This is a genomic window from Rhodococcus sp. ACPA4 (genome assembly GCF_002300185.1).
Taxonomy (GTDB): Bacteria; Actinomycetota; Actinomycetes; order Mycobacteriales; family Mycobacteriaceae; genus Rhodococcus_F; species Rhodococcus_F globerula.
Genome location: NZ_NSDY01000003.1, coordinates 421,261 through 441,327, shown reverse-complemented (window position 1 = coordinate 441,327; position 20,067 = coordinate 421,261). Strand labels below are relative to the sequence as shown.

Annotated in this window: 20 protein-coding genes; 9 read left to right on the top strand and 11 right to left on the bottom strand. The window is 61.3% G+C overall.

Annotation, left to right across the window (positions count from 1 at the left end; all coding sequences use genetic code 11):
* Positions 1–12 precede the first annotated feature (12 nt).
* Genes fabG through CJ178_RS32110 form a run of 3 tightly spaced genes read right to left on the bottom strand, consistent with a single transcriptional unit; the run spans position 13 to position 3,166 of the window.
* On the bottom strand, positions 13–741 hold the full coding sequence (gene fabG / locus CJ178_RS32120; protein WP_095889063.1) for a 3-oxoacyl-ACP reductase FabG: 729 nt from the start codon (positions 739–741) through the stop codon (positions 13–15).
* 35 nt (positions 742–776) lie between these two features.
* Positions 777–1,991, bottom strand: a complete 1,215-nt coding sequence (locus CJ178_RS32115) for a CaiB/BaiF CoA transferase family protein (protein ID WP_095889062.1) — start codon at positions 1,989–1,991, stop codon at positions 777–779.
* A complete protein-coding gene (locus CJ178_RS32110) occupies positions 1,988–3,166 on the bottom strand; it encodes an acyl-CoA dehydrogenase family protein (RefSeq protein ID WP_095889061.1) in 1,179 nt (392 codons plus the stop codon). Before CJ178_RS32110 ends, CJ178_RS32115 begins: the two co-directional genes overlap by 4 nt.
* Before the next feature lie 90 nt (positions 3,167–3,256).
* Between CJ178_RS32110 and CJ178_RS32105 the strand changes: the two genes are divergently transcribed.
* Positions 3,257–4,150: a LysR substrate-binding domain-containing protein gene (locus tag CJ178_RS32105; protein WP_095889060.1), complete on the top strand. Its 894-nt coding sequence runs from the start codon at positions 3,257–3,259 to the stop codon at positions 4,148–4,150.
* A 12-nt stretch (positions 4,151–4,162) separates the two neighbouring features.
* On the opposite strand, the gene CJ178_RS32100 is transcribed toward CJ178_RS32105, so the two are convergent.
* Positions 4,163–5,887: a sigma-54-dependent Fis family transcriptional regulator gene (locus tag CJ178_RS32100; protein WP_095889059.1), complete on the bottom strand. Its 1,725-nt coding sequence runs from the start codon at positions 5,885–5,887 to the stop codon at positions 4,163–4,165.
* A gap of 222 nt (positions 5,888–6,109) precedes the next feature.
* Between CJ178_RS32100 and CJ178_RS32095 the strand changes: the two genes are divergently transcribed.
* The 6 genes from CJ178_RS32095 (at position 6,110) to CJ178_RS33575 (ending at position 12,179) form a co-directional block, all read left to right on the top strand.
* Positions 6,110–7,741 carry a flavin-containing monooxygenase gene (locus tag CJ178_RS32095; protein ID WP_095889058.1) on the top strand — a complete coding sequence of 544 codons (1,632 nt, stop codon included), beginning with the start codon at positions 6,110–6,112 and terminating at the stop codon, positions 7,739–7,741.
* An 89-nt stretch (positions 7,742–7,830) separates the two neighbouring features.
* Entirely contained in the window at positions 7,831–9,201 is a 1,371-nt protein-coding gene (locus CJ178_RS32090) for an NAD-dependent succinate-semialdehyde dehydrogenase (RefSeq protein ID WP_095889057.1), read from the top strand.
* Positions 9,202–9,239: 38 nt separating this feature from the next.
* Positions 9,240–10,289: a 2,3-butanediol dehydrogenase gene (locus CJ178_RS32085; protein WP_095889056.1), complete on the top strand. Its 1,050-nt coding sequence runs from the start codon at positions 9,240–9,242 to the stop codon at positions 10,287–10,289.
* A 45-nt stretch (positions 10,290–10,334) separates the two neighbouring features.
* A complete protein-coding gene (locus CJ178_RS32080; RefSeq protein ID WP_095889131.1) occupies positions 10,335–11,108 on the top strand; it encodes an SDR family oxidoreductase in 774 nt (257 codons plus the stop codon).
* 28 nt (positions 11,109–11,136) lie between these two features.
* The gene (locus tag CJ178_RS33580; protein ID WP_257013659.1) at positions 11,137–11,688 is read left to right on the top strand and encodes an LLM class flavin-dependent oxidoreductase; all 552 of its coding nucleotides are present in this window, start codon (positions 11,137–11,139) and stop codon (positions 11,686–11,688) included.
* Positions 11,574–12,179 carry an LLM class flavin-dependent oxidoreductase gene (locus CJ178_RS33575; protein WP_306453235.1) on the top strand — a complete coding sequence of 202 codons (606 nt, stop codon included), beginning with the start codon at positions 11,574–11,576 and terminating at the stop codon, positions 12,177–12,179. Before CJ178_RS33580 ends, CJ178_RS33575 begins: the two co-directional genes overlap by 115 nt.
* Here CJ178_RS33575 and CJ178_RS32070 read toward each other — a convergent pair whose 3' ends face one another.
* Both CJ178_RS32070 and CJ178_RS32065 read right to left on the bottom strand, forming a co-directional pair.
* The gene (locus CJ178_RS32070; protein ID WP_095889055.1) at positions 12,180–13,160 is read right to left on the bottom strand and encodes an NADPH:quinone reductase; all 981 of its coding nucleotides are present in this window, start codon (positions 13,158–13,160) and stop codon (positions 12,180–12,182) included.
* Complete coding sequence (locus tag CJ178_RS32065) at positions 13,157–13,768, bottom strand: cysteine hydrolase family protein (RefSeq protein ID WP_095889054.1); 612 nt, start codon at positions 13,766–13,768, stop codon at positions 13,157–13,159. Before CJ178_RS32065 ends, CJ178_RS32070 begins: the two co-directional genes overlap by 4 nt.
* Positions 13,769–13,902: 134 nt before the next feature.
* Between CJ178_RS32065 and CJ178_RS32060 the strand changes: the two genes are divergently transcribed.
* Positions 13,903–14,430: a PadR family transcriptional regulator gene (locus CJ178_RS32060; protein ID WP_095889130.1), complete on the top strand. Its 528-nt coding sequence runs from the start codon at positions 13,903–13,905 to the stop codon at positions 14,428–14,430.
* A gap of 9 nt (positions 14,431–14,439) precedes the next feature.
* Here CJ178_RS32060 and CJ178_RS32055 read toward each other — a convergent pair whose 3' ends face one another.
* Genes CJ178_RS32055 through CJ178_RS32035 form a run of 5 tightly spaced genes read right to left on the bottom strand, consistent with a single transcriptional unit; the run spans position 14,440 to position 19,170 of the window.
* Positions 14,440–15,159 carry a maleylpyruvate isomerase family mycothiol-dependent enzyme gene (locus CJ178_RS32055; RefSeq protein ID WP_095889053.1) on the bottom strand — a complete coding sequence of 240 codons (720 nt, stop codon included), beginning with the start codon at positions 15,157–15,159 and terminating at the stop codon, positions 14,440–14,442.
* 11 nt (positions 15,160–15,170) lie between these two features.
* Positions 15,171–15,995, bottom strand: coding sequence for a fumarylacetoacetate hydrolase family protein (locus tag CJ178_RS32050; RefSeq protein WP_095889052.1), 825 nt, complete (start codon positions 15,993–15,995; stop codon positions 15,171–15,173).
* A gap of 6 nt (positions 15,996–16,001) precedes the next feature.
* A complete protein-coding gene (locus CJ178_RS32045; protein WP_095889051.1) occupies positions 16,002–17,078 on the bottom strand; it encodes a cupin domain-containing protein in 1,077 nt (358 codons plus the stop codon).
* A complete protein-coding gene (locus CJ178_RS32040) occupies positions 17,075–18,757 on the bottom strand; it encodes a (2,3-dihydroxybenzoyl)adenylate synthase (RefSeq protein ID WP_095889050.1) in 1,683 nt (560 codons plus the stop codon). The genes CJ178_RS32045 and CJ178_RS32040 overlap by 4 nt, the downstream gene beginning before the upstream one ends.
* Positions 18,757–19,170 carry an acetate--CoA ligase family protein gene (locus CJ178_RS32035; protein WP_257013677.1) on the bottom strand — a complete coding sequence of 138 codons (414 nt, stop codon included), beginning with the start codon at positions 19,168–19,170 and terminating at the stop codon, positions 18,757–18,759. The genes CJ178_RS32040 and CJ178_RS32035 overlap by 1 nt, the downstream gene beginning before the upstream one ends.
* Before the next feature lie 212 nt (positions 19,171–19,382).
* Between CJ178_RS32035 and CJ178_RS32030 the strand changes: the two genes are divergently transcribed.
* Positions 19,383–20,045, top strand: coding sequence for a zinc-binding dehydrogenase (locus tag CJ178_RS32030; protein ID WP_257013658.1), 663 nt, complete (start codon positions 19,383–19,385; stop codon positions 20,043–20,045).
* Positions 20,046–20,067: the final 22 nt, after the last annotated feature.

Sequence of the window (20,067 nt, the reverse complement as noted above, 5' to 3'; positions counted from 1 at the left end):
AAATCCGAGCGGCTACATGTAACGCCCACCGGTGACTTCAGCGACAGTACCGGTCATATACGACGACAGGTCGGAGGCGTAGAACAGCGCGACCGATGCTACTTCCCGTGGGTCCCCGGCACGCTGCATGGGGATCTCCGACATCTTCTGATCCCATGCCTTCTGTGGCATCGCTTCGGTCATGGCAGTTCGGATCAGTCCGGGTTGAATGACGTTCACTCGAACACCCAGGTGCGCGACTTCTTTCGCAGCGGCTTTGGACAAACCGACGATGCCTGCTTTCGCCGCGGAGTAGTTCGTCTGCCCCACGAATCCCACTTTGGCGGATATCGACGAGAGATTGATGATCGATCCTCCCCCGTTCTCACGCATGACGCCGGCAGCGAGTCTGGTGCCGTTCCAGCATCCACGCAGATGTACGTCGATGACCTGGTCGAATTGTTCCTCGGTCATCTTGCGCATCGTAGCATCGCGTGTGATGCCGGCGTTGTTGACCATGATGTCGATTGATCCGAACGATGCGGTTGCGACATCGAGTAACGCTTGCACGTCCTCGCCCGAGGTGACGTCACATCGAACGCCGCGAGCGTCGGTGGCCAATGCCGCGGCGGCTGATTTGGCTTTCGCTTCGTCAAGATCACCGATGACAATCGTCGCGCCGTGCTCGGCGAACATCGTGGCGATAGCCAATCCGATGCCCTGCGCACCTCCGGTGATGACTGCGGTACGTCCGTCAAGCATGGGTTGTCCTCTTCTCGAGTGTGTGTCGCACGCGGTCAGCGAGCGAAGTCTTTTTCAAAAACACTGGTCTGTAGCGCGATCCCTCGCGCAAGGAGGTCATCGGCGATGTCCGGTTCCGTTCCGCATTCGATCAACAGCGCCCGAGTGTGCTGTCCCAGTGCGGGAACGTCCCCCATGGGGGCTTCGTAGTCGGTGAAGGTCGCCGGAGGTAGAAGCGCTGAAACTGATGCGTGTTCGGTCTGGATCGTTCGCCATCGATCTCGTTCTTCGAGTTGAGGATGTGCGACTACCTGCTCCATCTGTTTGACTTGTGCTGCCGGTATACCCGCAGCGGCCAAGCGTGCGTCGAGGTCCTCGGTAGCCCAAAGAACTGTTCGTGCCGCAACGATCGCATCGCACTCCTGTCGGTTCTCTACTCGCGACACGTTGGTGGAAAACCTTGGATCGTCTGCCGTTTCCGGGATGTTCAACACGTCGGTGACCAACGTGCGCCATCCGCGGTCGTTCTGGACACCGATCAGAATCTGGCCATCTTGGGTGGGGAACGCGTCGTAGGGTGCGATTGATATGTGGCTCAAACCCATTCTCGGGGGTTGCTTGCCGGTGTACATCTGGGTGTACATGGCGTGTCCCATCCACTCGACGGTGGAGTCGAGCATCGAGATGTCCACTGTGGCGCCCTCTCCGGTGCGAGATCTGCGCAGGAGTGCCGCCAAAACAGATTGGGCGCAGTACATTCCGGATGCGATGTCGGCGGTCGGTATTCCGGTTTTGGCCGGGCTTTCCGGTGTCCCGGTGATGGACACCAGCCCTGCCTCGGCTTGGATGAGCATGTCGTAGGACTTGCGATCGTGCATGGGGCCGCCGTTGCCGAAACCGGACATGTTCGCCACGATCAGGTTCGGTTGTGCAGCCCTCAGTTCTTTCGCGCCGAGTCCGAGGCGGTCGGCGGCGCCCGGTGCAAGATTCTGTACGAATACGTCTGCGTTGGCGATCAGTCGGTGGACGATCGTTCGTCCCTGCGGCGTCTTGAGATCTACCGCGATCGATTCTTTACCTCGGTTGAGCCAGACGAAGTGTGCGCCCGTTCCGTGCACGACGTGGTCGTATCCGCGGGCCAGATCTCCGCCGTCGACCCTTTCTATCTTGATAACGCGAGCGCCTAGGTCTGCAAGATTCCGTGTGGCTAAGGGTGCAGCGACGGCCTGTTCGATTGCAACGACGGTGAATCCGTCCAAAGGCTTCGTCATGAGATTCGTTTCTGCTGCGCTCGGATCAAGCCCCCGCCGATGATGAGGCGTTGAATCTCGCTGGTGCCTTCGTAGAGGCGGAGCAGGCGCACGTCGCGATAGATTCGTTCGACGGGAACTTCGCGCATGTAGCCGTTGCCTCCGTGGATCTGCACCGCGAGATCTGCTACCTTGCCGACCATTTCGGTGCAGAAGAGTTTTGCTGCCGAGGGTGCGATCCGCCGGTCGGTTTCTTCGACCCATGCCCGTGCAGCTTCACGTACCATTGCGCGGCCTGCCATGATTCCGGTCTGTTGGTCGGCAATCATGGCTTGGACGAGTTGGAAGTTTCCAATGGGTTCACCGCCTTGGGTCGAGGTTGCCGCGTAACTGACGGATTCGTCGAGGGCTCGCTGCGCCTGTCCGACGGACAGGGCTGCGATGTGTACGCGGCCTCGTGCCAGCGAGGTCATTGCGGCGCGGTACCCGATGTCACCGTCGCCGCCGACCAACGCGTCTTCACCGACGGCGACGTCGGTGAAGGATACGTCGGCCGTACCTGAACCTTGTTGCCCCATTTTGGCGTCCTTGATACCGACGTCGATCCCGGGCGTTTCTGCGGGCACGAGGAACACGGCAATTCCGTTGCCGCTCAAGGGTGCTGGTTCGAGCCTCGCGAACACCACGAACAGATCCGCGATGGGCGCGTTGGTGATGAATCGTTTGCTACCGTTGATGATCCAACCGGAGTCGGTACGTCGCGCGGTCGTTTTCAGACCTGCGGGATTGGATCCCGCGCCCGGTTCGGTCAGCGCAAACGATGCGACAGTCTCGCCTGCTGCCATGCCCGGCAGCCACTTCGCCTTCTGCTCATCCGTGCCGAATCCGACCAGAACCTGGCCGGCGATGCCGTTGTTGGTGCCGAACATCGATCGCAAGGCCAGCGATGTGTAGCCCAATTCCATCGCTACTTCGACGTCCTGGATGAGATTGAGACCCAGACCGCCCCATTCCTGGGGTATCGCGTATCCGAACAATCCCATTTCCGCCGCTTGTGTCCGCAGGTCATCGGGAATGCAATCGGAGTTCATGATCTCGACCTCTCGCGGAACAACCCGCGACCTGACGAAGTGCGCGATCTGCTTCACGACGTCCTCGAATACATCGTCGGGTACCTCGGGGTTCTGCGTGTTCATAGCGTCAACTATCGCGCCGCGTATTACAATCAGTCCAATACTTAATCAGTCATTCTTTAATACTTGAACTGCAACAATCGAGGGGTGCATGTGGACGTCGAACAGCTTCGCGCCTTTTTGGCCGTTGCCGACGAGCTCCATTTCGGTCGTGCGGCCGAAAGGTTGCACGTGGCCCAACCGCCGCTCAGCCGCACAATCAAGCAACTCGAAAGACACTTGGGCTCAATACTGTTCGATCGCAACACTCGCTCGGTCAAGTTGACCGCCAGCGGGCAGGCGTTGATCGAACCGGCACGCGCCGTGCTCGACGCCCTACGCAGCGCCGAGAATGCGGTCAAATTGGCTGACGGCGGGGATACCGGCCTGGTTCGCATCGCGTTCGCGGGAGTATCGACGCACAGGCTGGTTGCGCGACTTGCGCGGGTTGTGCGCTCCCAGCACCCGGGCATCGAGTTGGAGTTGTCGAGCCAAAATTTTGCGCAGCCAGCGATGAAGAGACTGGTCGGCGGTGGCACCGATGTCGCCTTGGGGCGGTGGGATGTCATTCCTGCGGAGGTCGAGTCACGGGTTGTGATGCCGGATAAACTCGTTGTCGCCCTGGCTGATACGCATGCCTTGGCGGGTTCTCGACGAGTAACGATCGAACGACTTGCGGGCGAAAATTTCATCTCTCTCCCCCTCCACGACGGCTCGGTCCTTCCCGATCGACTACGCCGCCTGGCCCACGCACATGGTTTTGTCGCCAATGTCGTCCAAATCGCACCGGACACCCAGACCGCGCTTGCGCTCGTGGGAGCCGAGGTGGGGTGTCACCTTACTTTGGCATCGGTCGCGCGCAATGTGACCGACCCGCATGTGGTGTTCGTTCCGCTGGACGACCCGACCGCCGATGTGGATATGCGCGCGGCGTGGCGCCGGGACGACACGAACCCTGCTCTACGTGTGGTTCTGCGCGAAGTGGTACTGCTCGACGAAGCGTTGTGACGCAGCGTTTTTCTACAGGGACGCTTCACCGTCGTCGAGCCCCAATTGCTTCATCCGTCGATAGAGCGTTGTGCGGCCGATTCCGAGTAGTTCAGCTGTCCGTGACTTGTTGCCTTCTGCACTCGCAAGTGCACTGAGGATGGCGCCGCGTTCCGCGGTCTCCATCAGCGTCAAGTTTCTGCGGATGGGCGGCTGCCGAAGGTATTCGGGGAGGTCGCTTCGTTGGATCACAGAGGTCGGTATGTCGGTGGCCAGTGAGGACAGGACTTCGACCAACTCTGTGACGTTGCCGGGCCAGTCCCACTGCATCAGCGATTGCAATGCTGCAGGAGACATCGAATGTCGACGAGTCGTGTCCACCCGGTCGAAGATGTTTCGGACCAGGGCCGGTATCCGGTCCGGGGTTTCAGCGAGGGGGCGAGTGCTCACGTCGATGCCCCACATCTCGATCAGGCCCTGCACTGCAGGAGAAGCCGCTTCGTGGCACACAGTGAACAGCACAGCGTTCTTCCGGCCGACGGGATACGCCGCGCGGTGGGTGTCCATGAGTTCGGACACGCGCGGCACCTCGTCGTCTCCAATTTCTTCGAGTCGACGAATGATCACGTCGTGACCACCAGCCAGAAGATCGTCCACTGCATCCCACGGTGTCGCCGTACTTGACGAGAGGGTGACAACTTCGAGGGTTCGGTCCTGCACCTGCTCTCTGTGCAGATCCAGCGCTTGCGTGGCTCGGCCGGACCCACGTGGACCTTCGACCACCATCACCCCTGAGCGGCCCGTCGCCCGGTCGGCATCCGCCGAGACGATTCGCTGATGCGCCGGTTTCTCAATCGTCAAGTCAGCCAAGGGAACCGGAGCAAAATGCAGGACGTAATACAGCCGCGAGCCCTCGACGACTCGGCGAGCGGTCACGGCAACTGCTCCGCCGTCGAGGGTTAACGATGCGGTACTTTCCTTGTTCCAGGTGTGCGCGTTGAGTCGATCCCAGAGAAGAACGTGCGAGTCGACGCTGACGTAGGGAAGTCCCGGCGTATTGGCAAGTAGGGACTCGTGATCCATGACCACTGTGGGGCGCCGCGAGTTCGCATAGCGCATGAACGACATGGCCAAAGCCAAGTCCTGCGGACGCGTCGCTGCTTTCAGTCGTTCTTCGATCTGTTGCCCGATCTCCTTGGTGAGTGTGAGCATCAGTGAATTGGCGAGCTCGATCGGCCCGCCGAGAGAGACCGACCCGATCACCAATCCGGCGGGGGTGTACACCGGCACGGCAGCGCAGGCGAGCACCGAGAGCGATTCGTTGAAATGCTGACTGCCTTCGATGTAGACCCCGCGTCCTTCGACGATCGACGTACCGAGTCCGTTCGTCCCGATCGAATCCTCCGAGTAATCGAACCCTTCGGCGGCATTGACTCGATCAAGCCGACGACGCAGGCTTCGGTCGCTGGCACGTCGGGCGACGATGCTCCCCGCCCTGTCGCCGAGGAACAGTGTTGTTCCGGTGTCGGCAAGTTGATCCTGCCAGCGGTCGAGCACTGGATCCGCAGCCCGACGCAGAATCGAATCGGTATCGATCTCGTCGAACTTTTGCGACGGAAGTGTGTGATCGGCACTGTTTCCGATGGATCGGCGCCAACTTCGCAGGATAAGGTCCGGCACCACGCCTTCCGCAGGAACGTCACCCAGCAGGCCGACACGCATGAGGTGCCGCTTTGCTTCCCGCACCTGATCATTCACTGCGTCTCCCACATTCGAATTTCGCCTTGTCCGTCATTTTTTGTGCCATACGTCGACGAGTAAGCAATCTAATTATTGCATTATTCGCAAAAGTCCAGGTAGGGCACCGCGTTTGAAAGTGTTCCAGATTGGAACACTCGCACCATCTGTGCTCCACCTCACCATTGTGACCAAGGAACGTGAACTACACCACAGAGGTCGTGAGACCGGAGGAGCAATCACATGGCGTCACACGAACCCGACAAAATCCGCGAGATCGACGCGCTCGTCGTCGGGTGCGGATTCGGTGGCATCTACATGCTGTACAAGCTGCGTAGAGAACTCGGTTTGAATGCAGTCGCCATCGACAAGGCCAGCGGAGTCGGCGGAACGTGGTTCTGGAACAAGTATCCAGGCGCCCTGTCGGATTCCGAAGGGTTCGTTTACCAGTACTCGTTCGACCGTGATCTGTACGATCAGACGACCTGGAACACCAAGTTCGTGCGCCAGCCACAAATCCTCGAATACCTCAACGGCGTCGCCGACCGCTTCTCGTTGCGCAAAGACATTCAGCTCGAGACCACGATGACGTCCGCGAGCTTCGACGAGGTCGCCGGCATCTGGACCGTCACCACCGATCGCGGAGTCACGTTCAAGGCGCGCTACCTCGTCAACGGTCTCGGCCTGTTGTCCGCGACCAACGTTCCGAACTTCCCGGGCGTCGAGAATTTCGAAGGCCGACTAGTTCACACCGGCGCATGGCCGGAGGACCTCGACCTGACCGGCAAGCGCGTCGGTGTCATCGGAAACGGATCCACTGGCGGCCAGGTCATCACGGCCGTCGCGCCGATCGCGGGCCACCTCACCTCGTTCCAGCGCACGCCGCAGTACAGCGTGCCTGCGGGTAACCGGGTGCTGTCGAACGAAGAGCTGGTCAGCCAGAAGGAGAACTTCGAGGCCAATTGGGACCAAGTCCGCAACTCGAGCGTCGCAATGGGATTCGTCGAAAGCGAGGTCGAGACTTTCAGCGTCTCCGACGAAGAGCGTCAGCAGATCTTCCAACGCACGTGGGACGAGGGCGGCGGCTTCCGGTTCATGTTCGAAACCTTCAGCGACATCGCCACCAACCCGGAGGCGAACGAAGAAGCAGCCAAGTTCATCCGATCGAAGATCGCCGAGATCGTCAAGGACCCCGAAACTCGCCGGAAACTCACGCCCACTGATCTCTATGCTCGACGTCCGCTGTGCGATTCGGGCCTCTACGAGACCTTCAACCGCGACAACGTATCCCTCGTTCACGTCGGCGAGAACCCCATTCGAGAGCTGACGGCAGAAGGCATCGTCACCGAGGACGGAGAACTGCACAAGATCGACGTGCTGATCTGCGCAACCGGATTCGACGCTGTCGATGGCAACTACGTCAAGGTCGATATTCGCGGCCGGGGCAACGAGAGCCTGAAGGAACACTGGCAGGACGGACCGACGAGCTACCTCGGCATGGCTACCACCGGCTTCCCGAACATGTTCATGATCCTCGGCCCGAATGGCCCCTTCACGAACCTGCCGCCGTCGATCGAGACCCAGGTCGAGTGGATCTCGGACACGATCAAGAACATGGAGGAGAACTCGACGGGCTGGATCGAGGCCAAGCCCGACATCGAGACCGAATGGACCGACATCTGCTCCGATATCGCTGAGCAGACACTGTTCCCCAAGGCCGCCTCGTGGATCTTCGGAGCCAACATCCCCGGCAAGAAGCGCACGGTCATGTTCTACCTCGGCGGCATCAAGGAGTACCGCTCGGTGCTCGACAACGAAAAGGCATCGGGCTACCCAAGCTTCTTGACGCAGTCGGACGTACTGAAGCCTGCCTGATCACCCCTCGACGCCACTGCATCGATCACACCGGCCGGGTGACCTTTCCCTTCTCACCTGGCCGGCGTCCTGCTACGAAAGACACGCTGATGAGTAAATACGCAACTACCGATCCCACTACCGGCACCGTCGTGGCAAAGTTCGAGACAATGTCGGACGAGCAGGCACTGGCGTCGCTCTCCGCCGCCGACGAGGCCTACCGAGCGTGGCGCATCACCGACGTGGCCGAACGCGCTGCGATACTCCAGCGTGTCGCCGATCTGCATCGTGAACGCGAAACCGAACTCGCCGAACTGATGACGCTGGAGATGGGCAAGCCGATCGCGCAGGCCCGCGGCGAAGTAAAGTTGTCCGCGTCGATCTTCGAGCACTACGCGACCAAGGGCCAAGATCTACTGGCGGACGAGGAACTCGACATCGCCGGTTCCGGACGAGCTCTGGTGCGTACAGCTCCCATCGGAGCTCTCGTCGGCATCATGCCGTGGAACTTCCCCTACTATCAAGTTGCGCGATTCGCTGCACCGAACCTACTGCTGGGCAACACAATTCTGCTCAAGCACGCAAGCAACTGCCCACAGCAGGCATTGGCGATCGAGGCGATGCTGCGTGATGCAGGAAGTCCAGAAGGTGTGTACCAGAACATCTTTGCCTCCAGCGACCAAATCGCCGATCTCATCGCCGATCCCCGGATCCAGGGCGTCTCGCTCACCGGATCGGAACGTGCAGGCAGCATCATCGGTCAGCTCGCTGGAAAGCACATGAAGAAAGCCGTACTCGAACTCGGCGGATCCGACCCGTTCATCGTGCTCGCCGGCGCCGACGTCGGCGACGCCATTGCGGCTGCCGTCCCCGGCCGATTCGGAAACGCCGGTCAGGCATGCACCTCGTCCAAACGCATGATCGTCGATGCAACAGTGTGGGACGATTTCCTCGACGGATTCGTCTCGGCAGCCGAGACCTGGACTATGGGTGATCCGACGGATTCTGCAACGCGGCTGGGACCGATGTCATCCGTCAGTGGACGCGACGAGATCGCCGAGCAAGTCGCAGACGCCGTCGCGAAGGGCGCCACCGTGCACCTGGGCGGAACCATCCCCGACGGTGACGGGGCCTACTACCCAGCAACTGTGCTCTCCGGTGTCACTCCGAACATGCGAGCGTACCGCGAGGAGCTTTTCGGACCGGTCGCCGTGCTCCACAAGGTCGAAACAACCGACGCAGCCATCGATTTGGCAAACGATTCACCCTTCGGCCTCGGAAGTGCCGTATTCACCACCGACGACGCCGAAGCCTCCTACGTCGCAGATCGACTCGACGTCGGCATGGTGGGCATCAACACCACCATCAAGAGCGCACCCGACATGCCGTTCGGTGGAGTGAAAACCTCCGGCATCGGACGCGAGCTCGGAAGATTCGGCCTCGACGAGTTCGCGAACAAGAAACTCGTTCGCACCCTCTGACATCTTCATCAGCCGATCCCCATTCAAGGAGCACGAACATGCGCGCAGCTGTCTACTACGGCAACCACAAGGTCGAGATCGAAGACGTCCCCGAGCCCAACCCCGGTCCCGGACAGGTCAAGGTCCGCGTTTCACGAAACGGTATCTGCGGCACCGACCTTCACGAGTTCTACGACGGCCCTATCTTCATCCCACCATCAGATCCGCATCCCCTGACCAACAAAGCGATGCCATTGATCCTCGGGCACGAGTTCTCGGGAATCGTCACCGCCATCGGCAGCGGCGTGGACGACGTCGCAGAGGGTGACGCGGTCACCATCGAACCGATCTACCGGTGCGGCGAATGTCGTCCGTGCCGAAACGGCCAATACAACATCTGCAAGAAAATCGGGTTCCACGGCCTGATGGCAGACGGCGGCATGGCCGAATACACCGTCGTCCCCCGCAACCAGGTTCACAAACTGCCGAACAGCATTCCGGTCGAAATGGGCGCCCTCGTCGAACCCATGTCTGTCGCCTATCACGCGGCAGTACTCGGCGAGGTCGGCGACCAGAGCCGCGCCCTCATCTACGGCGCAGGTCCGATCGGAATCGGCATCTGGTTCGCCCTCCGCGGCATGGGCCTCACCGAGGTCGATGTGGTCGAGCCGTCCGAGACCAGACGCAAGTCCATCGAGGCGCTCGGCGCCCGCACGCTGGACCCGCTCTCGGTCGACGTACCTGCCCTGATCGCCGACCGTACCGACGGCGACGGCGTCGACGCCGCGTTCGACGCAGCAGGCGTCACCCCCGCGATCGAATCTGCGTTGAACTGCGTCGGCGAGCGCCGCCCGCTCGTCAGTGTCGCCATCTACGACAAGCCTCTGTCGACACCTCTGATCAACCTCGTTCTCCAGGAGCGACGCATCCAGGGAACCATCTGCTACACCAGCGACGACTACCGGGCCGTGATCGATCTGATGGCCAAAGGCCACTACGACACCACCGGCTGGGTCGACACGATCGCACTCGGTGACGTGGTCGACGGCGGATTCGAAGAACTACGAGCCGGTCGCAAGATGAAGCTCCTTGTCGATCCGACAGCCTGATTCCCACCACTTCACTTTATGGACAACAACATTCAGGAGACGACTATGACAGTCGCACATATCACCGGTTCGGCACGCGGCATCGGCCGCTCCATCGCACTGCGCCTCGCACAGGACGGCCACGACATCGCCCTGTCCGACCTGCCCTCGATGTCGGAAGAACTGGAGAAGACGCGGAGCGAGGTCGCGGCCCACGGCGTCCGGACCATTGCCCTGACCGGCGATGTCAGCGATCATGACTCCGTTCGTGCGCTCATGACCGACACCGCTGACCAGCTTGGCTCGCTCGACGTCATCGTCGCCAATGCAGGTATCGCCCAGACGAAAGCGCTGCTCGACGTCACGCCGGAGGAGTACGACAAGGTTCACGCGGTCAACGGTCGCGGAATGTTCCTCTGCTACACCGAAGCTGCCCGCGTGATGATTGCGCAGGGCACAGGCGGAAAGATCATCGGTGCGTCGTCGATCGCCGGGCACAAAGGATTCCCGCTTCTCGGCATCTACAGTTCGTCCAAGTTCGGAGTACGCGCTCTGACTCAGGCCGCGGCGCAGGAATGGGCCGAGCACGGCATCACCGTCAATGCCTACTGCCCCGGCATTGTCGATACCAACATGTGGGTCGAGGTCGACCGTGACCTCGGCGCCATCAACGGCGTCGAAAAGGGCGAATCGATGAAGGCCATGGCCGCCGGCATCACACTCGGGCGCGTCTCCACCGGCGAGGACGTCGCGGCCTACGTGTCGTACTTGGCCGGACCCGATTCGAACTATATGACCGGTCAATCCGCACTGATCGACGGCGGCATGCTTTTCGTCTGATGTTCGATTTACTCAACGTGGAGGAATAATGAACTCGCTCAACCCATCTGCATCGAAGTACGAGATTCCGACATTCGGACTGTGGTACGACTTTCGTAACCCGCAACAGTGGGCCAAGCCGCTCGGATCTCTCTATCGAGAATCAGTGGATCAGGTCGTCTGGGCCGAATCGCTCGGTTTCGGGTCCGCGTGGTTGAGCGAGCATCATTTCGCCGAGGACGACTACGCAGCGTCTCCCCTGGTCGTTGCCGCCGCCATCGGTGCCCGCACTCAAACTATGCGCATCGGCACCAACATCATCGTTGCCGGACTACACGAGCCCATGCGCCTCGCCGAGGACGCCGCCGCGTTGTCGTTCCTCACCGACAATCGCTTCGAGCTGGGCCTCGGCCTCGGTTACCACGAAAAGGAGTTCGCGGCCTTCGGCCGTAAGGTCAAGCAGCGCCCAGTCTCCTCGAAGACGCCATCGCCGTCATCCGGCACGCATGGGCAGGTTCCGGCGAAGCGTACGAGGGGAAACGGTTTTCGGTCCCCGCCCTGCCTGTCACGCCGCTACCGGAAGTCGCGCCGCGACTGTTGATCGGCGCTCAGTCGCCTGTCGGCATCGATCGAGCCGCGCGAATCGCAGACGGTGTAATTACCCTGCAGAACGCGCATTTCACGAACTACCAGGAGTCGATCGCCAAGCACGGCAAGATCCTCGACGACGCTCGTATCTATGCCAGTCAATGGGCCGTGGTTGCCGAGGACCCCGAGCGCGAGTGGGCGAGAATCGGGGAGCATGCGCTCTATCAGATGAACAAATACATCGAGTGGGGTTCGTTCGAGGGCCCGGATCAACCGTCGGCGTTCGACAACCCACAGCACCTGCTGGACGCCGGCGCCTACAAACTCATGGATGCATCCATGGCCGTCGACGAATTGGTCACCATGGCCACGGAATTCCCTCAGATTCGCGACTTCCACTACTGGGCCCAACTCCCCGGCGAGTCGGTCGAATCCGGTTCTGCCCGCATCCAGTACATCGCCGACAAGGTCATTCCCGAGGTGACGCGCAAGCTCGGCGGCTGATCACTCCGGAATCTGCAAGACGACCCGCGACCGGGTACCGAGGTCCACCCGGTCATGGGCGTCCGCAATTCGTTCCAGCGGTAGCGAATCCCCGACCGGGATAGTGAGAGCACCACTCTGTGCAGCCACTGTGAGATCGGTCGCGGCCTGCGATTTGGCTTCTGTCGAGAAGTCGTCGCTGCCGAGAAGTCGAATAGTGACGTTGTCGAACAACATCGGCCAGAACGGGATGCGCGGGTGGCCATCCCGCGTGCCGTACGCGGCAATAATCGTATTGTTCTCGGCGATCGAGGCGTCGAATTCGACGTTGTCGGAGAACGCAACTTCCACGATGCGGTCTACGCCGCCACCTGCGAACTCGCGTACCTGGGCTGCCGCATTGGGATCGTCGAGCGCGATTGCCAGGTCGATTCCCGACGTGCGGGCCTGCTCCAGGTCCGCAGCGGTGCGCACCGTTCCGATCACCGTCGCGCCCCTCCATCGTGCGAGCTGAGCTGCGAGCGACCCGACGCCGCCGAGTACGCCCTGAACGGCGATGGTCTTTCCTACAACATCTCCGTCGCCGAATACGGCACGGTGAGCCGTGATGCCCGGGATACCGAGGCACGCACCCACTTCGGCTGCTACGGAATCCGGGAGAGCGATCGCTTGCCACTCGGGTACGACGGTGAACTGCGCAGCTGTACCGAATGCACGATACGACTGGGCTCCGAACACCCAGACGCGCTCCCCGACGCGTGAGTGTTCGACACCTGAACCGACGGCGTCTACGAATCCTGCACCGTCGCTGTGTGGTACGACCCTGGGATAGGACATGGAAGAACCGAGCCAGCCGCGCCGCTTCTTGGTATCCCCTGGATTCACCGAGGAAAATTCCAGTCGAACGCGGACCTCCCCCGGCCCGGGCTCGGGCGTCGGTAATGTGCCGACCTCGAGAACGTCGTGAGCGGGCCCCTGCGAGTCGTACCACGCGGCGATCATGCTGTAGCGAACTGCGCGAAAACCTCTGCTGTGGTTGCGAATTCGGAGATGTTGGTCAGCGCGAAGTTCTCCGCCGCGTGCTGCCATTCTTCGCTGAGGCTCGACGTCGCGTCGGTGACGAGAATGGGCCGGTACCCATGATCTGCGGCATCGCGGACGGTGTGCTCGACGGCCATGTTGGTCCAGACTCCGGCCACGAGCACATCCTTGATTCCGAGGTTACGAAGCAATGTGTCCAACATCGTGCCGTTGAAGCAGCTCATTCGGTTCCGAATCAGAACCGGTTCATCCTCACGCGCTTCGGTACCGTCGAGCGCCTGCGCACCCCAGGAGCCCAATTTGAGGGAGTCCGGCCCGATCAGCTTGAAGATCGGAGCGTTGCTACCACCGAACGGCCGACCCGGTAGGGACACGATGTGATTGTGGATCACCGGAAGCGACTTCTCACGAGCGAAGGCCAACAGTTCCCGCACATGCTCTTCGAGGTTCTGGTGTTTGGCATGATCGGCCGCGCCGAACGCGGCGTACGCCCCGTCAGCGTGAACATTGTCGTTCTGGAGATCCACGAGGACGAGTGCCGTGTGATCGAGGTCGAAAGTGGTGGTCATCGGAGCCCTTACAGAGGAGAAGACAGGAGAGGTAGGTCGCATCCGCACCAACCGAAATGCTGACGAACAACTCGATCAGGGTACCTCGTTTCGAGATACACATCGAATCGAGATACCTCTGTCACAATGGTCCGATGTTGGAACTGACCATCCTCGGTTTTCTGTCCGAGGGCGCGCTCCATGGCTACGAACTCAAGCGACGAGTGATCCAGCTGACCGGATACGCCAGGCCCGTCAGCGACGGGACGCTGTATCCAGCGATCAAACGTATGGAGCGCGACGGCCTTCTGATCCGGAAAGCCGAGCCTGGCGCGGGCCCGGCACGCTACGTCCTTACCATCACCGCGGCGGGACGAGACCAATTGCTCTGCCGCCTCCACAACCCCAGTGCCAGCGAGATCTCCGACTTCTCGCGCTTCATCGTGCTGCTGACGTTTCTGTCCTTGCTGCCCGAGGTCGAGGACCAACACGCCGTGCTTCGCCGACGGTTGGACTTTCTGGAACAACCCGCGAGTTTCTTCTACCAGGGCGACCGAACGCTACGGGCGGAAGATGTCACCGACGTCTACCGACAAGGCGTCCTGCTGGTGGCACGCGAGACAAGCAGGGCCGAGCGTGCCTGGCTCAGCACTGCTCTCGCCGCCTCCCCGAAGACCAGCTGAGGAAACCTGTCACAGCCAACGAGGTGGTTCGCCGCCTGCGCCGGATATCGACACTCCGACCCCACCGCGCCCTGCCGCCCACCTGGTGACGACGGGGAGCGATCCGTGGATCGTAGTGGTGACCGCGACGTCGGACGCTACCTCGACCTGTTTGTGCCCCTCCACCGACAACGCCAGACCGCTGCCCTCGCCCTTCTTCCGCCACATGCCGACCATGTCGGAGAGCAATCCTTCGTTGACAACCTCGGGAAAGTCCCCGAACCGCCCACCGTTGCCGAGGTCCACAGCATGGATCCACACCTCGCGCGTACGCATCCATACCGTCTCCGAGGCGGGGACCGTTCGGCCCTGGGCTGTCCTCACCTCAGCTTCCCACGCCGAGACCGGCAGGTTTCTCCACTTCTCGTCGAGTCGAGCGACGTTGTGGTCGAACAGGTTTCGAATTGCGGCCGGGGACAGAGTTGCCCCTTCTTCGATTTCCCGCCCACGTTGGTCGGTCGATTCGTACATCGGCGTCTCGATTCCGGACGCCGCCCAATCCATCAGTCGGCACAGTGCTGCAGCGTTGTATCCGATGTGTGCGACGAGGTGCCGTCGGGTCCAGCCTGACAACAGCGAGGGTTTGTCCAACTCGGCGTCGGTCAACTCCGAGAGTCGCTGCGCGAAGTACGACGTGCCTCTACGGACGATCAGTAGCCGTTCGCCGAGGGGCAGTTCATGAAAACTCACTCGTACACGCTCTACTTGACGATGGTTTTGTTGCGAACGGATCCGAGGCCTTCGATGGCGACCTCGACCGTCTGTCCGTCCTGGATGTAGAGACCGGGCTTACGTGCGTGTCCGACACCACCGGGCGTTCCAGTTATGACTACGTCGCCCGGCTGGAGAGTCACTATGTGCGATATGTACTCGACCAACTTGGTTGGGGTGAACACCAAGTCGTCGGTTGTGGTGGTCTGCATTATCTGCCCGTCGAGAGTAGTTTCGAGCGAGCCGCCGAACGTATAGGAATCGGTGGTGGTGAGGAAGGGACCGAATCCGCTGGTCTTCTCGAACGTCTTGCCCTGGTCCCACTGCAGTGTGCGGTACTGGTAGTCACGCATCGTGTAGTCGTTCATGACCGAGTAGCCGGCGATGTACTCCTCGGCGTTTGCCTCGGACACCTGGTACGCCTGCTTACCGATGACGAACGCCAGCTCACCTTCCCAGTCGAGCTGCGCCGCCGCGTAAGAAGGCACCACGACGTCGTCGTACGGGCCCGTCAAAGCTTCGCGGAATTTGGTGAACAGCGTCGGAAACTCGGGGAGGTCACGACCCATCTCCTTGATGTGATTGGCGTAGTTCAGTCCGACGCAGACAATCTTGCCCGGACGTGGCACCACCGGTGCATAGTCGGCGTCGGACAAGCTCACCTGCTCGCCCGCTGCCGCCTCCGCGACGCTACGCCAGTCCGGTTCTTCGAGGAGGGCAGTCAGATCGGCGTATCCGTCGATGGCGGTCGCCGTATCGTCGTCGACACGAACTGCGACGGTAGTCGAGTTGCGACGCAGAGTTGCAAGTCTCATTGTGGTTCAGGCTCCTTCGGAAACGATGGTGCGGGCAAAATGCAGCTTCTCGACGATTGGCGCATCCGAGAAGGCAAACAGGTCGAACTGGGTGTCCTCTTCGATCGACCATTCGGTCCACGATGGAACAACGATCATGTCACCGGTATCGACCGGCTTGCTCTCGCCGTTCAGCACGAATCGTCCACTGCCCTCGAACACTTGATAGACGGTGGAGCCGACATCGCGTCGTGGTCGGGTGTGGGCACCCTGACGTAGACGGTGGAATTCGGCGCGAATCGTTGGCATCACGTCGCCACCTGTTGTCGGATTGGTGTAGCGGACGGCCGCGTGACCGGGTTCGGTGGTGGCCGCGAAGCCCTCGTCTTCGAGATCGAGTTGTGCCGTCAGCGCAGCATCGGTGTGTTCCCACCGATAGGCAGCGATCGGTGAACTCGACTTGGCGTCCAGCCCGACGAGCGGACGGAGACCAGGATGAGCCCACAGGCGCTCCGAGCGCGAGATGTCGGGCGTCGAGTCGTCGGTGACGTTCTCGGAGCCGAACTCGAAGAAGCCGGTGTCCGTGTAGTGGACGAACGGAATGTCGAGTCCGTCGATCCAGGCCATAGGCTGGTCGGTCTCGTTATGATGGCCGTGGAAGTTCCATCCGGGGGTCAGCAGGAAGTCGCCCCGTCGCATTGCAACGGGGTCACCGTTCACGACGGTCCACACTCCCTCACCCTCCACGACGAACCGGAACGCATTCTGCGCGTGACGATGTTCGGGCGCAACCTCTTTCGGACCGAGGTACTGGATGGCCGCCCAGAGCGTGGGCGTGACGTACGGAACCCCCTGCAAGCCCGGATTGGCAAGCGCGATGGCTCGTCGCTCACCACCACGACCGACTGGCACGAGATCGCCGGCGCGTTGCGCTAGCGGGTACAGAGTCGACCACTTCCACACGAAGGGAATGGCTTTCGACTTCGGTGTCATGGGCATCAAGTCGCCCAGTTGCGTCCAGAGCGGCATGAGGTTCTCGGACTCGAAGTCACGGTAAAGCTTGTCGAGCGCTGGGTCTTCGATATGCGCGTCGGTGTCGGTCATCGGTTTCCCTCCTGGTCTGCAGCGAGGCGAGCGCGAATGTCTTCACGCAATGCCTTCTTGTCGAGCTTGCCTACCTTGGTGGTGGGAATGGAGTCGACGACGATCAACCTCTCGGGCAGTTTGAAACGCGCCACGCCTGCTGCATTCATCACGCGGACGACATCGTCGAGGTCGACGGCTCTCCCGGGTGCAACGGATACGTAGAGGCACAGCCGTTCACCGAGCTTCGGGTCCGGCATGGCGACCGCGGCGGCCATTTCGATGCCTTCGACCTGGTAGGCGAAGTTCTCGACCTCCTCCGCGGAGATCTTCTCACCACCACGGTTGATCATGTCTTTGTCGCGGCCGGCCACGATCAAATTGCCGTCGGGCCGCCGAACCACGATGTCACCGCTGCCGTACCATCCGTCCGAGGTGAATGCGCGAGCATTGTGTTCCGGTGCACGGAAGTACCCACGCGGCGTGTACGGGCCGCGGGTGAGAAGCGCACCGGGTACGCCGTCCTCCACTGGATCTCCGTGTTCGTCGACGACGGCAATCTCATCGGCCTCACTGACCGGCCGTCCCTGCGTGTTCGTGATGACCTCCAGGTCGTCGTCCAAGCGGGTCATGTTGATGAGCCCTTCGGCCATCCCGAAGACCTGCTGAAGACGCGCGCCGAGTACGGGTTCCACCCGCGCCGCCAATTCGTCCGGCATACGCGAACCGCCGACCTGGAGGACCTTCAGGCTCGATCCTGTCAGTGTGTGATGCTCACGCTGATGTTCGATCCAGGTTTGTGCCACTGCGGGAACGACGGTCGCAACGGTGACTGCCTCGCTGTCGATCGCGGCCAACGCTCGATCGGCTCGGGCAGACGGAAGCATGACTGTTCGACCGCCCGCGAACAACGTTCCCAGAATGCCGGGGCATGCGAGGGGAAAATTGTGGCTGCTCGGCAACGCGCCCAGGTACACGCTGTCCGAGGTGATCTCAGTGACTGCGTTGCAGCGAATGATGTTGTACGCGTAGTCGTCGTGCGTACGAACGATGAGCTTGGGGAGACCGGTGGTGCCGCCGGACAGGAGGAAGCACGCGACATCCTCGCCCGCGGGCTCGTACTCGTTCTCGTCGAAAACGGGGACGGTCTGTGAGGCTTCGGCAAGGCCGTACTCGGGCGTCGAGGTGGGGATCGCGGAGAGTTCGCCGTGAATCAGAACCGACTTGACCGTCGGCACCTCGGCTGCCACCTCCTGCGCCGTCGTTCGCAGATCGGTCTCCTTGTCGGTGTCTGCTACAACGATCGCGACCGAGTCGGACAATGTGGCGAGGTGCGTGAGTTCGTGCCGCCGGTGCGCGGGCAGTGCCATGACCGGAACGACACCGATGCGGAAGCACCCCAGCGTGAGAGCGACGAACTCCCATGAATTGGGAAGCTGCAGCACGATTCGGTCGGCAGGTGAGATGCCCAGATCGAGTAGCTTCTGCGCGAACGCCGCTGCGCTGTCCCACAGTTGGCGGTAGGTCAACCTGGTCGAGCCGTCGGCGAGAGCTTCGGCGTCAGGTGCAGAACGCACTCGCTCGGATATGTAGTAACCGAGCGAACGTCCGCCCCAGTAGCCCGCTTCGCGGTACTGCCGCGCCACGTCCTCAGGCCACGGCACGACGCCGTCGATGTTCAGAGCCGCCCTCGTACTCATCACCGAACTCCTTCAGTAGCAATGCGCGACGTTCCGACGACTACGGCGTCGAGCGCGATCAGACCGTCGACCGTCAGACGTAGTGGGTTGATTTCCAGATCGCCGATCTCCTCGTGTTCCGTCACATATTCGGCGAGAGACACTGCAGCGCGGCCGAACTCGTCCCGGTCCAGGCTCGGACCACCACGCCAGCCGTGCAAGAGCGCGGACGTGTGGAGCTCATCTAGCATCGTCGATGCTGTAGCCAACGTGACGTCACCGCTGCGGATCGCGACGTCACCGATCGCTTCGGCCGCTGTACCACCCAGACCCGCGACCACGATGGGCCCGAATACCGCATCTCGTCGGACACCGAGAAAAAGATCGACGCCAGGACCGGCCATGCTCTCGAGGAGATACGCCGGAGCCCCGATCGCGTCGAGTGCGTCGAGAGCACGTCGTTCTCTCCGCCGCCTACTGCGGGAAGTGCGTGCAGTGCCGATCAGGCCGAGTTGCCTACTGCGAGAACTTGTTCGCGGAAGACTTCGGGGGCGCGAGGCACGACGGGTCCACCTCTCTCTCCGATGGCGACGGACCTATTTCTTCTCACTTCTTCGGACAGTCGGCCTTTTCGACCTATGCCAATGTGGTCGAGACCAGCGTGATCAAGGTCGACAAAAGGGCTCCGCTGGAGATCATCGCTCCCCTGGGGTGCGGCCTGCAGACTGGCGCCGGAGCAATCCTCAACGATCTTCGTCCCGCACCGGGAACAACCATCGCTGTGTTCGGAACTGGGGCTGTTGGTTGCGCCGCGATCATGGCGGCCCAGATCGCAGGATGTACCACAGTAGTGGCGATCGATCTCCACGATTCGCGACTCGACTTGGCCAAGACTATCGGGGCCACTCACACGATCAATGGTAGAACAACCGACGTGGCCGAACTCCAGAAGATCACCGGCGGTAAAGGACTGGACTTCGCACTCGACACCACCGCCGTTCCTGCAGTCCTCCAGCAAGCCGCCGCCTCGCTGGGCATCGGCGGCACCGTAGCCCTTGTCGGCGCAGCAGCACCCGGGACGGACGTGACATTCGAGATCGGTGCGTCCCTCGTCAAGGGGTGGACATTCAAAACGATCATCCAGGGAAGTTCGGTTCCCCAGCAATTCATACCTCGTCTCGTTCTCCTCTGGGAGCAAGGGCGTTTCCCCTTCGACAAACTCATCAAGAATTACAAGCTCGACGACATCAATATCGCTTTCGCGGACTCGGAGAACGGGTCGACCATCAAACCGGTCGTCGTTTTCTGAGTCCTCCTCCCACAGCTACTCA

Coding starts and splice junctions, on each gene's coding strand:
- fabG (WP_095889063.1), bottom strand. CDS start 741: ATGCTTGACGGACGTACCGCAGTCATCACCGGAGGTGCGCAGGGCATC.
- CJ178_RS32115 (WP_095889062.1), bottom strand. CDS start 1,991: ATGACGAAGCCTTTGGACGGATTCACCGTCGTTGCAATCGAACAGGCC.
- CJ178_RS32110 (WP_095889061.1), bottom strand. CDS start 3,166: ATGAACACGCAGAACCCCGAGGTACCCGACGATGTATTCGAGGACGTC.
- CJ178_RS32095 (WP_095889058.1), top strand. CDS start 6,110: ATGGCGTCACACGAACCCGACAAAATCCGCGAGATCGACGCGCTCGTC.
- CJ178_RS32090 (WP_095889057.1), top strand. CDS start 7,831: ATGAGTAAATACGCAACTACCGATCCCACTACCGGCACCGTCGTGGCA.
- CJ178_RS32085 (WP_095889056.1), top strand. CDS start 9,240: ATGCGCGCAGCTGTCTACTACGGCAACCACAAGGTCGAGATCGAAGAC.
- CJ178_RS32080 (WP_095889131.1), top strand. CDS start 10,335: ATGACAGTCGCACATATCACCGGTTCGGCACGCGGCATCGGCCGCTCC.
- CJ178_RS33580 (WP_257013659.1), top strand. CDS start 11,137: ATGAACTCGCTCAACCCATCTGCATCGAAGTACGAGATTCCGACATTC.
- CJ178_RS32070 (WP_095889055.1), bottom strand. CDS start 13,160: ATGATCGCCGCGTGGTACGACTCGCAGGGGCCCGCTCACGACGTTCTC.
- CJ178_RS32065 (WP_095889054.1), bottom strand. CDS start 13,768: ATGACCACCACTTTCGACCTCGATCACACGGCACTCGTCCTCGTGGAT.
- CJ178_RS32060 (WP_095889130.1), top strand. CDS start 13,903: ATGTTGGAACTGACCATCCTCGGTTTTCTGTCCGAGGGCGCGCTCCAT.
- CJ178_RS32050 (WP_095889052.1), bottom strand. CDS start 15,995: ATGAGACTTGCAACTCTGCGTCGCAACTCGACTACCGTCGCAGTTCGT.
- CJ178_RS32045 (WP_095889051.1), bottom strand. CDS start 17,078: ATGACCGACACCGACGCGCATATCGAAGACCCAGCGCTCGACAAGCTT.
- CJ178_RS32040 (WP_095889050.1), bottom strand. CDS start 18,757: ATGAGTACGAGGGCGGCTCTGAACATCGACGGCGTCGTGCCGTGGCCT.